We start from the raw sequence: 15,454 nt of genomic DNA, 5'->3' as shown, positions 1-15,454 counted from the left end.
TTCTTGGTGTAAAGAAGTCAGTTGGGAGACGATACTATGATTAATGCTATCTTGCACCGCCACCGCCGCCTCCTCCGGCACCGCCACCGCCACCTGAAGATGTCGCACCACCAGAACCGCCACTGCCTCCACCAGCGACGACTGAATTAAAGCCACCACTAGAAAGCCCTGTAGACCAATTTTGACGGAAATGCATCGTACTATGCCAGTAATGAGTCGGTGTATAAGTCGTGCTGCTGTCGTCATAAGCTTTTTTCATTGGAAGAATATCTTCGTATTGTTTCGCAATCTTTGTTGCAGTGCCACCAATCAGCGCCCAAACTAAAATACTAGATAACTGTTTATCTTCTTGAACATGATCAACCTCAACATCATCTAAATAAGCGACATATTGTGTAATGTGATTGAATAACTCTTCACCTTTGGGTGTTGATTGAGGAATTGTGATTGTTTGCTTCCAAACTTTGTCTTCAACAACATTGAGATACCCAGCATCTTCTAGATATTCTATTGAACGCGCTGTAAGAATGAGTTCGAATTTTGTTACTTCGTCCGCATGTTCTTTTGCCCATTTCATCATAACTGTGGAATCAATTTCACCATGAGAATCCGAAGCATCGAGTAACATGATCCACATGCCCTCCTCAATCGTAGAATCTTCAGGGTTCTCCTCAACCCATTCGTCAAAAGCCATCGCCGGTTGTTGTTGATCAATATCTTTAACATGAATATAGGTTGTATATTTATCACCGAAAAATTTATCAGTCTTAAAAGTTTCAATTTTAATGCGGTCTTCACTTAGCCATTTAGTTAAGTATGCAGCAAAGAAATCTTCAAAGTAACCTGCTTGAAGTTCTTGGAGTAAGAATGCGATATTAGCAATGTCATCACCGTATTCAGGAACCACATCGGTTGTTTTACCTTTATTCATTTTTATTCGTTCTGCTCCGGTAACCATCGCATTGTTCTCGCGTTTTAATTTTCGAACTTTGAGGTAATATGCCGTCACTGCGATGGAGATAACCAAACCTGGAATAAGTGTAAGTCCTAGTACGAGCCAAAAAATCCAACTATTATTTGAAGACGAAGTATTATAAGAGGATCCTTCGTTGGCCATCTCTCTTTGTTCTTCAAGCGTCATATCTACACTTGCGCTAGTATTAAATAAATCCGAAGGAAACTGCAGCAAGACCGTGACATTGTTTCTATCATCAAGTGATTCTTCTGAAGTCCAAACAATTTGCTCCCCTTGCATCTGGATATCACCATCAAAGCCGTAGCCCCAGAAGTTTGTATTATCCTTAGATAAGCCGACTGTAGAATCAATCGTTAAAGTTAAATCCTCTGTTGGAATACCTAGGAATGTATCAAAGTTCCATAGTAAGCCTTGCCCGTCATTTAAATTCCGGACGACATTCGACAACGTATAAGTTAGTTGATAAGTTTTATCCCCGTGCTCACCCATACCCCATACGAGCTCTGCATCATCGTCATCGCGAATGATACCGTAGTATCCTTCTTTTTCTTCTAAAGATTGATCTGAATCCCAAACAGGATTAAAGTTAAAACCTTCCACTGAAAAATTCGATACTTCTGAATCTTGTAAGTTGTTCAACTCAATATATAATTCAGTCCCATCATCAGCAGTCATGTTACGAGTTTCTTCAACAATTGCTGATCCATCTTCTTGAAGTTCCACTGAAATATCAATGGAATGAATTTTATTATCGGCAAATACTTTTTCCCCTTGCAAAGTGAGGGCAGTAGCGAGTATAATACTAAGAGTAAATAAAATACGTCTCATATTTTTTCACATCCTTTTGTTTGTATATTCAGTTTACCATATATCAAAAGCCCGACATAACAATAACCAGCGCGTTTTTGAAAAATAATAAAAAAACTTTTTAAAAAGTGTTGACAAAAGGTATGGAAATATCGTATTATATATAGGTCGTCAAAACGACTCGCTAGCTCAGTCGGTAGAGCAACTGACTTTTAATCAGTGGGTCGCAGGTTCGATTCCTGCGCGGGTCATACTAATCTCATCATAATAGTGATTAGTTAATAAAGAACAAGCCGGCTTAGCTCAGTTGGTAGAGCATCTGATTTGTAATCAGAGGGTCGAGGGTTCAACTCCTTTAGCCGGCATACTTTAAGCACATTTTTACTTCGGTAGGAATGTGCTTTTTTTGTGTCTTCAGTTATTTTGAGTGGAGATTCTAGTGTCATAGTGTAATATATTAGCTTCAATCGTAGTTTTGTCATATAATTAAGTCAAATTAATATAAGAGGAGAATGGATATGGGTTTATTCAATCAAGCTACAAATTTGTTTGATATGTTTGTCTCAAATGATCAAAGTGAAGAGCAAGAAACATTGGCAAATCGTGCAGGATTAAGTACATCTGACTTTAGGAAGGTAGCTGCTTTAGGACTGCCAGCGATTCTTCATGGAATCAATCGCAATACGAATGACAAAGCCGGAAATGAAGATTTTAACTCTGCCTTAAAACAACATGAAGATGTCGACCAGTATCAATCAATTAAGCAATTGTCGAGTGAAGTAGATCCACAAGATGGGGACAATATCTTAGGTCATATTTTCGGAAACAAAGACGGGGTAACAAACCGCATCTCAAATACAGTTGGTTTGTCATCTTCAGATGTGAAAAAAGTTTTAGTGCTTTTAGCACCCATCGTGATGAAATATTTTGCTGACCGTAAAAAGGAAAAGAACTTAGATAACACGGGTGTTCAACAAGAAACAGGAAGCATTCTAGGACAACTATCTAATTCGGTTAAAAATTATAGTAAAAATAATTCAAATTCTTTCGATATGGGTGGAATATTAGGTGGCTTATTCGGTAACGATTCGTCTAAAGGTACAACGGATACAAAACAAGAGGATGATGGTTTATTAGACAACGTCTTGGATATGTTCAAATAAAATTATTAAAAGCATTGAATTCACTCTAATAGAAGAGCAAATTCAATGCTTTTTTAATTTGTTTGGAGTGTCATAATGACAGGACGATCTTTTGTAATTGCAATAGAATGCTCATATTGAGCACAGTAGCTCCCATATCGGGTACGTGCAGTCCAACCGTTAGAGACCGTCTTAACCTGCCATGTACCAGTTGTAATCTTAGGTTCAATAGTAATATCATACCTTCTTTGAGGCGTAAGCCACGTCTTGGTAATCCATAATGCGGAAAGTTTGGTTCTTCGTGAATCGAAGGTCCAATACCATGAGCAAAGAAATCACTGACCACACCATAACCATGTGACTCCTCATGTGTTTGAATCGCATGGCTCATATCTCCCAGTCTGTTTCCAACAACTATCTGAAATTACTCTATTTAGATCAACACAGAAGTCGATTTTGACGACATCCCCATTTTGAAGAATGTAATCTAAAGGAAAACCATGACATATTTCATCATTAACACTAATACAAGTAATTTATTTGCTAAAAATCTTTGTAACTATAGCCTATACAATCATGAATTAGTATAGAAAATAGATAGGTACGAGTGGTTATCAATAGTACTTTGTTAATAGAAGGAGTAAAATGAATTTAAAGGAGGCGAAAGCTGATGAAACGATTAATTAAATCTGTTGTAATAGTAACAGCATTGACACTCCCACACATAATTATGCCTAATACGGAATATGGTATAACGGAACAAATAGTTATGGCTGAGTCAGAAACGCCAAAAGAACATACGCAATCAGTTGTGTCAACCTTAGCTGAGATGTATCCTGAAGATACGTTGCCAACTTATGTGCTGACAACTGATTTACCTGAGTACATTACTGCTGCCACGACAGGTGTAGATGATCAAGATAACTTCAATATTTTTTATTATGCAGAAGACACACCCTTCGAAGTGAATGACCCTGCAGTCAATCGTTTAACACCGATAGCATCTTTAACTAAAACGACCTATCAAACAGAAGAAGCAGCCATTGAAGCAGTCAATCAAGTCTTAGATTTACAAGGGGACGAAGTTGATTTAGGTTATGATATTACGGGCTACTTGCAAGGTGCAGCCGGTTCAACGTATTTAAACTGGCAAGAAGGCAATTGGAGTCTGTTAATTCAAGCGAATAATATGAATGAAGAAGATCCAGTACCTTTAGCAGAATCGGTTGTTAAATATCTTGAAGAAGTCTACTTACCTGAACCTTCGAGCGTAGGGCAAGTGAGATTAAGCCCAGCAGAAGGCGAGACGTACGAAGATAATACGGTTGTTTGGCAAGAAGACAATGTAGTTTATCAAGTGAAACACATTGATCCAATGCAAGCAGTCGTTATGACAGGTTCAATTTCAGAACCGACCGAAAAATAGTTATCTATAGACAAAAATTTAACCCCGTTTATACCGCGAAAATGACGGTATAGACGGGGTTTCTTTGTGTATGAACTAATAATTTGGTTGTGGTTGCATCTTCGTAAGGATTAAACCGACAATAAAGCCAATTAAAGCAGGGACGACCCAACCAAAGCCAATACTAAAGAAAGGCAAGAATGAGTTTGCAAAATTGACAAACATATCTGCTTGGAACCATTGATATAAAGGCTGTGGTAAGGCAGCCGCCATATCAAACAGCGCCGCAAGTAATGTAAAGAATGTGACACTACGGTAGATTGTCTGGCTTTTAATTACGGGCTCGAGTAGATGTAAAAGGATTAAAGTAATGGCTAATGGGTAAAGCAACATCAAGACAGGTGTTGAATACGAGATGATTAAATCTAAGCCAATATTTGCCACTAAAAAGGCCATCAGTGTCGCAATGATTGTCCAAACCCGTTGAGTAACAAAGCTCGGGAACAAGTCCGCAAAGGTTTCCGCTAAAGCAACAACCAGTCCAATCGCCGTCTTCAAACACGCCACAGCCATCACACCTGCAAGTAGAATTTGGCCAAACAGACCAAAGTAATGTTGAGTAATTATTGACATCGCCACTCCACCATTAGGAGCAACTTCCGCAAAATTAAGACTTTGAGTCCCTAAGAGCGCTAGGCAAAGATAAATTAAAGCCATGACCGCTAAACTAAAAATCCCACTTTTAACAGTCTCAGAAGCTAAACGGGTCGGTTCCGTAACTCCAATTTGACGAATGGATTTAATAATTATAATTCCAAAAGCTAAACCAGCTAAACCATCCATCGTATTGTAACCTTCAAGCAGTCCCGTTGAAAAAGGAACAGTTTGATAAGTTTCGACTGAGGCTGCACCTCCAATTAAAGGATCACCGGAAGTAAAGGCTCTAATGAGAATAATTGTTAGTAAAACTAAGAAAAGTGGATTCAAGTATCGTCCAATCCAATCTAAAATCCCACTAGGACGTAATGAGAAATATAAAACAATTGAATAAAAAATCAATGAATATATAAATAAAGATAGAGTATTAAATTCTTGAGGAATTAAGGTAGACAGTCCGACTTCATAAGACACAGTAGCTAAACGTGGTGTCGCAAAAAATGGGCCGATGGTCAAATATAAAGCAACAGTAAAGAAATAACTGTACCCTTTAGATATTTTTTGTGACATATCAATCACGGACTCACTTTGAGATAATCCCATAGAAATCACTGCTAATAAAGGAAGACCTACAGCTGTTATGTTAAAGCCTAGGATTGCAGGCCAGACTGATCCGCCTGCCGCTTGACCAAGGGAAACCGGAAAGATTACATTTCCTGCCCCAAAGAAAAGTCCAAATAATAAGGAAGCAACAACAAGTGTTTCCCTAAATGAAAGTGTTAACTTAGGTTGTTTCATAATATACCTACTTCTATTGTTATAGTTTTATAAAAATCTAGTGTAATGGGATTAAGAAGATATTTCAATAGTTTTTTTAAAAGGTGAAACAGAGTTTTATATAAAAGCGCTTATTATGGATACAATTAGCCGAATATTAGGTGGGCAATTTAGTTTTATTTACATAAAGTTAATATTAGGCGTCATGGAATTTACACAAACTTTACTTAAATTTGATATTAAATTTACAAGCGTATGGTAATCTCAATTATGGTTAAACAACTAATGAAAAACAGGGGGAAATTGAATTGAAAAAAATGCTTAAAAAGATAGTAGGAGTTGCAGGAATCGCAGCATTAGTAGGATCATTGGCAACAACAACTGTTTCAGCACAAGATAAAGAAACAATCACATTATGGGCTGGAGGATCAGATAACGTTCGACAAGTGTATGAATCACTTGAAGAAGCGTTTGATAATTCTTCTTATGGTGAGCAATATGATTTAGAAGTACAATTTATCTTATCAGGTTCTGGAGCACAAGGATTAAGAGATAGATTAGTAGCAGCAACTTTAGCAGGTGAAACAAATACAGATTATGACATTATCGAGATGGGTGCAGATGAGTATGTGTCTTATACAGCAGAATTATCTGCAGAAGAAATGTTTGTCCCATTAGATACGGCTCAAATCCCAAATCTTGAGAATATCAATGCTGAAGTAGCTGAAGGTCAGGAATTTTTGATGCCTTTCCGTGGAACGACAGTAGTTTTAGCGTATGATGAAGAACGTGTTGAAAGTGTACCAACAACAGCAGAAGAATTATACACTTGGATTCAAGAAAACCCAGGACGTTTTTCTTATAACACTCCAGGTTCTGGAGGAGCAGGAAGCTCATTCGTAACAACTGCTGTATATAATTTCTTAGATGAAGAAGCATTGACTTCGAGCGACCCTGCGAATGCAGAACAATGGGATGAAGGATTTGCACTGTTAGAAGAATTACACCCGTCATTGTATCAATCAGGTGGATCAACAATCTACCCTAACAAAAACCAAGGGACAATTGATTTATTGATTGACCAACAAGTAGATATGATTCCAGCTTGGGCAGATCAAATTATCTCGCAAATTAATCAAGGAATTTTACCAGAGACAACAAAAATTACTCAAATTGACCCTTCATTTACAGGTAGCTTAATGGTATATGCAGTACCTCAAATAGGATCACAACAAGAAGGTGCTCATGCATTTATAAACTTCATGTTAAGTGAAGAAGCTCAACAAATCTTATTAGATGACATGGCAGCTATTCCTTTAGTAGATTCTTCAGGATTTGAAAGTCCAAATGCTGAATTATTAGAAGAATTAGATGTATCAAATTTCCGTCGTACAAGTTTAGGTGAACTTGGCGGTCAATTAAATGAACGTTGGGATAACGAGATTGGAACGCTAGAATAATATTCGTTTAACTTAAAGAGAGTCTATTATGCGTATCTATTTGATACGCATAATTTATTTTATTCAAGGAGGAAATTGATTCATGTCACCGAAAAGATTTTATCATGCTGTCGGCGCCCATAAATTTTGGAATTTTGTGGTCTTCAGTATTTTTCTTTTATTCTTTTATACACCGTTAGTTAATAATATTATGATTGCTTTTGCAAACACATACCGATTCCCAGATGTCATTCCACAAGAATTTGGTTTTCGATGGTGGGAATTTATTTTTGAACAAGATCAATTAGTGAGTTCTATATTTGCATCATTTGGTGTAGCTGCTTTAACAACTATTATTTCATTGCTTGTTTGTATTCCAGCAGCATATGCTATAGCAAGATATAACTTTTTTGGGAAAAAGTTTTTTATGCTAACTTTCTTAATTTCAAATGCATTCCCTAAAATGGGAATTTATGTAGCAATGGCAATTATTTTTTATCGTTTAGACCTAATGGGAACATTGCCTGGAGTAATCATTGTTCATCTTATCAATACTTTAATGTTTATGATTTGGCTTCCAGCTGGATCATTTAGAGCAATTCATAAACAACAAGAAGAAGCTGCAAGAGATGTAGGAGCATCACCATTTACAGTATTTCGAAAAATATCACTTCCTTTAGCAATGCCAGGGATTGCAGTGGCTTCAGTGTATACTTTCTTAGGGTCTATGGAAGAGGCACAAGGGACATTATTAGTTGGTTTCCCTGATATTAATACGATGTCCACAGCTATGTACGGTGTTATTTTAGATTATCCACTTACTGCTGGAGCGGTATTCTCCCTAATATTAATGGTACCTTCAGTAATAATAATAGGGATGTTTAGAAAATACTTAAGCGCAGATGCACTAGGACAAGGATTTAAACTTAAATAGGAGAGATTTGAATGGTAGAGAAAGTAAAAATTAATGATTTAAGCGTTATTTATGATAATGGAGATGGTGTAAAAAATGTTGATTTATCAATTAACCAGGGTGAAATCCTAACACTTTTAGGCCCTTCAGGTTGTGGAAAAACAACAATATTGAGAGCAATAGGTGGTTTTAATAAAGCGACTGCTGGTGAGATTATTATCGATAATAATAATGTGACAGATTTATCGCCAGAAAATAGACCAACTGGAATGGTATTCCAAAGTTATAATTTATGGCCACATATGACTGTATATGAAAACTTAGCCTTTGGTTTAAAATTAAGAAAAATCAATAAGAAAGAGATAAAAAAACAAATCACTGAGATTTTATCATTAGTTAGAATGCCGGGAGTAGAGAAAAAGTTCCCAAATCAATTATCAGGTGGGCAACAACAACGTGTTGCTATTGCACGTAGTTTACTACTTAGACCGGAAGTATTATTACTTGATGAGCCATTCTCTGCACTAGATGCAAAAATTCGTCAAGAAATGCGTTCAGAAATTAAGCGCATAAAACAAAATTTAGATTTAACAATTGTATTTGTAACGCATGACCAAGAAGAAGCTATGTCAATTTCAGATCGTATTGTTGTTATGGATAAAGGTGTTATTGCACAAGTTGGAACACCGCATGAAATTTATGATAAACCTGCATCTAAATATGTGGCATCATTTATTGGGACGATGAATTTCAGTGAAAATGATGACGGTTCAGTTATTGCTACACGACCAGAAGATATTTCAATTGGAAATGAAAATGATTATGAATATAAAGCGACAATTAAAGAAATCATGTTGATTGGTCACTACGCAATAATTACTTTAGATTTGTATAATAACAAAGAATTACAAGCGTATATTGCTAGATCTGAAGTATCAAAATATAATATCGATGATAAAGTTAGCTTTAATATTACTAAGCAACAAGTTTATGCAGAGATGTAAGGGGGAAGACAATGAGTGATAAAAAATGGTTCCCTTATCTATTGGTTGCTCCATCATTTATAATAGTAGTTCTATTTGTCATAGTTCCAATGATAAATTCAATTTTTCAAAGTTTTGAACATCCAGATGATGGCTCTTTTACTTTTGAAAACTACTTATATTTTTTTACGGATGAAGTTCAAAAAGAAAATATATTATATACTTTAGTCATTGTTCTTGTAACAGTAGTACTTACCTTTATAGTGAGTTATGCTTTGGCGATTTTTCTAAGATTTTCTAAATCAAAAGTTGCAGGATGGATAGGATGGCTAGTTTTGATTCCCCGTTTTGTACCAGGTTTAGTGGCAGTTTACAGTATGATTTTGATGATTCGAGATGCGGGAGTATTATCCAGAATTGCAAATTTTTTTGGTTATGATTTAAGTCTAGGTTGGATGTATGAAATGGAAGGAATTGTATTGATGAACTTATGGTTTAATATACCATTCTCAACATTAATACTACTTTCTGCCCTGTCTAACGTTAAAGATTCCCATGTTGATAGTCTAAAAGATGTCGGTGGCAATAACTTTCAAGTACTGACAAAACTGTTATTACCTATTACATACAAAGACATGTTCATGTCAATGACATTTGTCTTTATGGGAAACATTGGATCATTTACAACTCCGTTCCTAATGGGTGGAAATCATCCGAAAATGTTAGGTGTAGTGCTATATGACCAATTTAATAGTTACATGGACTACGAAAGAGCAGCTGCTTTATCTGTTATAATGTTTGTCCTATGTTCCTTTGCTGCGGTAGCATATATAGCGTCAAATTTACGAGAAGAAGGTTGGGAAAAGGGGTAAAAGATAAATTGATTACAGCACATTCAGGAAGTGATGGTTATATAGATAATAGTCGAGAATTTATAGTGGCTATGCTTGAATCAGGTATTGAAGCCTTTGAAATTGATTGTCAAATCAGTGATAATCAACGTATTTATCTGAGTCACGATGAGGTTGAAGATACTCGGAATTGTTTAGGATTAGACGATGTATTCAAATTGATGAGTGATTCAAGTAATCAAACTATTATTATGAATATTGACTGCAAAAATAATAACATTGGCCCACTAGCAATTTCGCTTGCTAAGAAATATAGTTTAGCTCATCGAATTGTTCTTTCAGGAAGCTTGAATATCGAAGATTATGATGAAACACATAGAAATCAATTATTTTATAATATAGACAATAGTTTACCATTTGATGAAAATACTAGTCTATATGATTTAGAAATAGTATTAGATAAATTAAGAAAGAATGGTATAACAATTATTCAATCATTCTATGGTCTAGTAAATCAAGAGATAGTAGATGTTGTCAAAAAATTTGGAATGAAACTTTCAGTATGGACAGTAAACGAAGAAGATTTAATTGATGACTTTTTTAAACTAGGTTGTTTTAATGTGACTACTCGAGTCGCTCTACAATATTTAAATAAGAAGTAAGCTAATTCAACAGAGTATCGAGAAAGGAGCTGGAACTAAGGTTGCAGTTTCTTTTATTATTACTTCATTCTAAGGAGGACACTATGAGCATTTTTGAATTAGATTTAAGATTAGGTGAGTATGATACACAAACCAATGTAAAAATCCCTTTTGAAATTAGAAATAAATACTCAGAATTAATCATTCATTTCAGCTACAATCCGGATAAAAGCAAGGACGATGTTGCCAGAAGGCAAGTTGAAGATGCCTTAAGAAAATACGACCAAGCTGATTTTGCGAGTGCAAAGCGCTTAGCATATGACCATTTACCGATTGATAACTTAATCACGTTATCATTATCAAAGAATGGCAAGTACTTAGGAGCACATCACAATAAAAGCAATGATCAAGAAATTACAATTAATAATGAAACAGCCAGTTTTGGATTTTGGCCTGTAGAAGTTGAACCTGCTGATTGGGAATTACAGTTAAATTGTCATTGTATTGCGAGTAAAGAAGTTGAGGCAAATATCCGAATTGAGGCGATAAAATGATAGCATACCAATTTCCAGTCGAAGTTCACTCACATACCATTCACAGTGATGGTCAATTTACGGTAAAGGAATTAGTTGAATCTGCGGTATCTTTTGGGTATAAAGGGCTTATTCTAACCGATCATAACACATCAGCAGGTTACTTAGAGATGCCTGCAGTGCCGGCTGTTAAGGACAGAGAACTAGTTACATTACACGGGATTGAATGGACAACTTACTTTGGTCATATGTTAGTTCATGATGCGGATTACGATGTTGATTGGCGTGAGGCAACACCGAATACCATTGATAAATACATGGCAGAAGTCCAAGTTGCAAACGGCTTAATCGGTATTGCTCACCCGTTTGATATGGGAAGTCCGATTTGTACGGGGTGTCATTGGGATTATCAAGTTCAAGATTATAATCACGTCAATTACATCGAAATTTGGAACAGCAATCAACCTCAAGAGAAATCTGAATCGATTCTTTCATATGAATTTTGGTTAGACAAACTGACTAAAGGTTATGAAATTTCGTGCTCAGCTGGACGCGATTGGCATCGCCCAGATACTGATGATGCGAATATGGGTGTGACTTATTTAGAATTGACTGAAGAAAAGTTAACACAAAGCAATTTTAAAGATGCACTTCGCAACGGTCGCTATTATGTGACATTAGGTCCTGTGGTTCAATTTAATATTGAGAACAAGAATTTATTGTTTTTAATGGGGGATAGAGTGCACCATTCAATGCTTGAGTCTGGTTTAGTATCAGTTACGTTAAAACCAACGGAGTTGGAGGCTTTAAAAGCATTTTCGGTGGAGAATTGTTCTTTAACTCTTTGGAATAATGATCAGTTAATTTACCAAAGTGAAGAAGTACAAGATGTGAGCCAAGAAATGTCTTGGAACTGTACTTTACCTGACGCTATTGAACCGGGTTACTTCCGGTTTGAAATACGTGGGGATTTTAGAGGGACAAAAGATACACTGATAGTCGTCGGAAACCCAATTTATCTTAGAAAATAAAGAAACCCGTCATGAACGTAAAACGCTCATGACGGGTTTTGTAAAAATATTTATCCAGCTAATGTTAGCCCAAATTGTGCCACGATCGTTGTTAATAAGTAAGCACCTGAGAAGACAAAAATCGCTACGATTAATATTTTCCAAGATGTCTTAGTTAAATCAACTAATTGATTTGCGACCGAGATACCTGCAAAAGCCAATACTGGTGTTGTGATCGATAAGAAATCAACTGCCAGTATCGCTTCAACAATAAAGTTACTCATTAAACAAAAGACAATTGAAACAATCGATACCCAACCTAAGATCGGGAAGTCTTGAATGAACTGAATTTTGATTTTTTTCGTTAGATCAGAGATCCAAATACCTAACATACTGAACAGCCATAAGAAACCAAGTCCGACAAAAGTGAGTGCTTGAATAGGCGTTGAGTCAGGATTTTTCCATAATTTTACTTGTTGTGTAAATAAGATAAATACTAAACTTAAGACAATAACGAGTCCAAAGTGAACATATTTATTTAAACTTTTATTATTTTCCATGATCGTAGTTATCTCCTCTAGTTAAAGTGTTATACATAAAGCGTTGTAGTGGGATGGCTAAGAAGACCATTGTGTAAGTTCCTAAGAAACTGGTTAACAATTGACTAGCAGAGGCATAAGCTAAGATGATTTCTTCACTTTCCGGACGAAGTGCGGCAACAGCTGAAGCAGCCGCTGTCATCATTGAAGCAGAACCCATTCCTGCAGCCATACCTAACGCACGAACATCAAAACCAAAGTTTAGTAACAATGGTGCAAATAAACTAAAGAAAACAGAACCGAATAATGTTCCGATTAAGTACATTGAAAGAACTCCACGGCCTTCGGCTGACTCGAGCGTGTATTTTTCAGTAATATAAGCTAATTCCCCTTCACGGCTTAACCCAAGCGTAGCACCGATCGCTGTACGTTTAAGTCCTAACATTAATGCAATAGGTAGAGCGAATAAAATCGTACCTAAGTTCCCGACTTCTTGGAATAGGAACACCCAACCAACAGAAAGAATTTCAGTAATTTGAGGGGCAACACTTGCGCCGTAATAAGCCATTAGTGGCAACATAATGAATAAAAGGTTTTTTGATGCGAATTGCACATTTTCAACACTATATACTTTTTTGAAAATCCCTTTTCGAAAAGCTGGAACAGCAAAAATCATCCCGAAAAAGACCGCAAAAACAAGTGGTAAAATGGATACAGAAAATGAACCAAAGCTAATACTTTGGAAACCAATTATTTCAGCTAAGAAAATAACAACAAAAGCAAAGCAAATTAAGTAAAGTAAATGTTTCTTATTTTTCATTCGATTCTCCTTGAGTGATAGCTTGGATATAGCTTTCATATTCTTTATAAGAACGGCTGTATAGTAGGTTTTTATCGATACGGCCGTTCATTTTATTTAAGACACTAATTAAAAATTCTGGAAATTCTTGAAGAACAAATTCGTCATCAACCATGCGTAGATCATCACCATGAATGACACCAGCGAAACCACCGTAACTAATTTGAATACTAGGCATCATAAATGATAAATCGCCAATATCTCCAGCAGCAGCAACGGCACCGCGGTCGTCAATCCATTTTGTAATCGTATCTTGTTCTTTGAACGCTTCCGCAACGAAGGTTGATAAATAACGATCTTGTACAAATGGCAAGTAACCCATCTGAGTTTGTATCTCAACGTCACCTTCCAATGAATAAGCGCTCCCTTTAGCCACTTTATCCATGCGTTCTGCTACGGTTTTCATATAATCAACTGAGATCGTGCGTAAATCCGTTCCAACTTGTACTTGATTCGGAATTACATTCGTCGAGAAGCTTCCATGATCAATGACCGGGTTAATACGTACGTATAGATCCTCGCGTAATTGTTGGCGCATTAAGCCTAAACCAGTATTGAATAAGGTCGACATGCTGTAAGCATTGATTCCACTGAATGGGTCCCAGCCAGCATGTGTTGCTTTACCTTTGAAATTATAATGTTTATATAAGAATCCAGCTAAATCACAATTGATTTCAACTGTTTTCTCTTCTTCGCCACCAATAGTGTGCACACACATCGCAAAGTCAACATCATCAAAGATGCCCAACTTCATTGCTTCAGGTTTTCCACCCAAATAAGTGATCGTCCCTTCGTCGATTAATTGTTGGCGGTATTCTAAATCAATAAATTCTTCCGCAGGAACGAAGACAAAGGCAATATTAAAGTCAAAATCTTTGTAACGTTCACCTTCTGTTAAGTAACCATAGAGTGATAAAGCAGTTGTCACTTGAGTAAAGTGACCACATGCATGCGCCGCTCCTGACTGCGAATCAGCTTGGAAGTGACTCGGAACACGAACCGCATCCAATTCTGCAATGAATGCCACTGTTATATCCTGTTGGTGATTTAAATCAACGCGCATACCTGTCGTTGAAAAATACTCAATCACTTGATCTGGATTTGTCTCAGTAATAAAGTCTTCCACCGTTTTCTTAGTCCGGAATTCTTTATAACCTAATTCTGGATGAGTAAAGATGTCGTCTGAGATAGCTTTCATCTTTTTAAAATTTTCTTTGAAATAATTCAATGATAAAACTCCTTATAAAATATTTACCAAATGAATATACCATAAAGAAGCGAATATTTATATAAATCACAAACATTAAACTGCTTATCATCAGAAATGTTCGTTTATTTTTAAACAACAAAAAAACTCTACCGAATTTGGTAGAGTGATTAAGTTTATATAAATGTGATTAAAGTAAAGCCGTAAAATCATTCGATTGCTCAAGCTCTCCTGGCCAACTTTGAATACCACCTTCAACACGCACTGTTTTAAAACCATGTTCACTTAAGAATTGGCAGGCTTTTTCTGACCGTTTACCACTTTTACAGATGACATAATAAGTTTCATCTTCCTTCAAAGCTTCCGTATGCTTAGGTAAATAATCTAGAGGAATATTTACAGAATTAGGAACACGTTCGATTTCATGCTCATCTGTATTACGAACGTCTAAAATAATTAACGATTCAGCCTGCGCTTTATTATAAAACGAAGCGATATCAATATTACTATGCATTGTTATAAAATGCCTCCATATGTTCAAGTTAATACATTAAATGCTAGCATATACTCATTGAAATAACAATTTAAGAATTCTTTAGGAATGATGTTTTGAAAATCTAACCTTAAGGAGCGTCATGGAGTGGCTCGACACTCCGTAAATCGGCTTGCGGTACGTCGAGACTGCCCACGACACTCCGCAAATCAAAATGCGGTA

At 36.2% G+C, this 15,454-nt stretch carries 15 protein-coding genes, 2 tRNA genes and 1 pseudogene; 11 read left to right on the top strand and 7 right to left on the bottom strand.

Annotation, left to right across the window (positions count from 1 at the left end; genetic code table 11):
- Positions 1–46 precede the first annotated feature (46 nt).
- A complete protein-coding gene (locus HW423_RS03995) occupies positions 47–1,804 on the bottom strand; it encodes a DUF2207 domain-containing protein (RefSeq protein WP_218930656.1) in 1,758 nt (585 codons plus the stop codon).
- Between the two features lie 157 nt (positions 1,805–1,961).
- On the opposite strand from HW423_RS03995, the gene HW423_RS03990 reads away from it, so the two are divergent.
- From HW423_RS03990 to HW423_RS03980, 3 genes are all read left to right on the top strand, one after another.
- Positions 1,962–2,034 (top strand) — tRNA-Lys (locus tag HW423_RS03990).
- A gap of 41 nt (positions 2,035–2,075) precedes the next feature.
- A tRNA-Thr gene (locus HW423_RS03985) sits at positions 2,076–2,148 on the top strand.
- 153 nt (positions 2,149–2,301) lie between these two features.
- Entirely contained in the window at positions 2,302–2,946 is a 645-nt protein-coding gene (locus tag HW423_RS03980; protein WP_218930655.1) for a DUF937 domain-containing protein, read from the top strand.
- A 53-nt stretch (positions 2,947–2,999) separates the two neighbouring features.
- Here the strand turns inward: HW423_RS03980 and HW423_RS03975 are convergent.
- A pseudogene (locus HW423_RS03975) lies at positions 3,000–3,458 on the bottom strand (M24 family metallopeptidase); the annotation flags it as partial.
- 137 nt (positions 3,459–3,595) lie between these two features.
- On the opposite strand from HW423_RS03975, the gene HW423_RS03970 reads away from it, so the two are divergent.
- The gene (locus HW423_RS03970) at positions 3,596–4,351 is read left to right on the top strand and encodes a hypothetical protein (RefSeq protein ID WP_218930654.1); all 756 of its coding nucleotides are present in this window, start codon (positions 3,596–3,598) and stop codon (positions 4,349–4,351) included.
- 75 nt (positions 4,352–4,426) lie between these two features.
- Here the strand turns inward: HW423_RS03970 and brnQ are convergent, their stop codons facing one another.
- Positions 4,427–5,785, bottom strand: a complete 1,359-nt coding sequence (gene brnQ / locus HW423_RS03965) for a branched-chain amino acid transport system II carrier protein (protein ID WP_218930653.1) — start codon at positions 5,783–5,785, stop codon at positions 4,427–4,429.
- Positions 5,786–6,081: 296 nt separating this feature from the next.
- Between brnQ and HW423_RS03960 the strand changes: the two genes are divergently transcribed.
- From HW423_RS03960 to HW423_RS03930, 7 genes are all read left to right on the top strand, one after another.
- A complete protein-coding gene (locus HW423_RS03960) occupies positions 6,082–7,224 on the top strand; it encodes an extracellular solute-binding protein (protein WP_218930690.1) in 1,143 nt (380 codons plus the stop codon).
- Positions 7,225–7,306: 82 nt separating this feature from the next.
- The gene (locus HW423_RS03955; protein ID WP_218930652.1) at positions 7,307–8,137 is read left to right on the top strand and encodes an ABC transporter permease; all 831 of its coding nucleotides are present in this window, start codon (positions 7,307–7,309) and stop codon (positions 8,135–8,137) included.
- An 11-nt stretch (positions 8,138–8,148) separates the two neighbouring features.
- Complete coding sequence (locus HW423_RS03950; RefSeq protein ID WP_218930651.1) at positions 8,149–9,120, top strand: ABC transporter ATP-binding protein; 972 nt, start codon at positions 8,149–8,151, stop codon at positions 9,118–9,120.
- 11 nt (positions 9,121–9,131) lie between these two features.
- Positions 9,132–9,971, top strand: a complete 840-nt coding sequence (locus HW423_RS03945; RefSeq protein ID WP_218930650.1) for an ABC transporter permease — start codon at positions 9,132–9,134, stop codon at positions 9,969–9,971.
- Entirely contained in the window at positions 9,956–10,612 is a 657-nt protein-coding gene (locus HW423_RS03940) for a glycerophosphodiester phosphodiesterase (RefSeq protein WP_218930649.1), read from the top strand. Before HW423_RS03945 ends, HW423_RS03940 begins: the two co-directional genes overlap by 16 nt.
- Positions 10,613–10,695: 83 nt before the next feature.
- On the top strand, positions 10,696–11,145 hold the full coding sequence (locus HW423_RS03935; protein ID WP_218930648.1) for a hypothetical protein: 450 nt from the start codon (positions 10,696–10,698) through the stop codon (positions 11,143–11,145).
- Entirely contained in the window at positions 11,142–12,155 is a 1,014-nt protein-coding gene (locus tag HW423_RS03930) for a CehA/McbA family metallohydrolase (protein ID WP_218930647.1), read from the top strand. The genes HW423_RS03935 and HW423_RS03930 overlap by 4 nt, the downstream gene beginning before the upstream one ends.
- Before the next feature lie 50 nt (positions 12,156–12,205).
- On the opposite strand, the gene HW423_RS03925 is transcribed toward HW423_RS03930, so the two are convergent.
- The 4 genes from HW423_RS03925 to HW423_RS03910 all read right to left on the bottom strand — a co-directional run bounded on the left by HW423_RS03925 (position 12,206) and on the right by HW423_RS03910 (position 15,253).
- Positions 12,206–12,694, bottom strand: coding sequence for a hypothetical protein (locus HW423_RS03925; protein ID WP_218930646.1), 489 nt, complete (start codon positions 12,692–12,694; stop codon positions 12,206–12,208).
- On the bottom strand, positions 12,684–13,493 hold the full coding sequence (locus HW423_RS03920; protein ID WP_218930645.1) for a DUF3100 domain-containing protein: 810 nt from the start codon (positions 13,491–13,493) through the stop codon (positions 12,684–12,686). Before HW423_RS03920 ends, HW423_RS03925 begins: the two co-directional genes overlap by 11 nt.
- Positions 13,483–14,760 carry a M20/M25/M40 family metallo-hydrolase gene (locus tag HW423_RS03915; RefSeq protein WP_218930644.1) on the bottom strand — a complete coding sequence of 426 codons (1,278 nt, stop codon included), beginning with the start codon at positions 14,758–14,760 and terminating at the stop codon, positions 13,483–13,485. The genes HW423_RS03920 and HW423_RS03915 overlap by 11 nt, the downstream gene beginning before the upstream one ends.
- Positions 14,761–14,929: 169 nt before the next feature.
- Complete coding sequence (locus tag HW423_RS03910) at positions 14,930–15,253, bottom strand: rhodanese-like domain-containing protein (RefSeq protein ID WP_218930643.1); 324 nt, start codon at positions 15,251–15,253, stop codon at positions 14,930–14,932.
- Between the last annotated feature and the right edge of the window lie 201 nt (positions 15,254–15,454).

The organism is Ruoffia halotolerans (assembly GCF_014049385.1).
In the GTDB taxonomy this organism is placed as follows: domain Bacteria; phylum Bacillota; class Bacilli; order Lactobacillales; family Aerococcaceae; genus Ruoffia; species Ruoffia halotolerans.
This window is presented reverse-complemented; position numbering and strand designations above follow the sequence as displayed.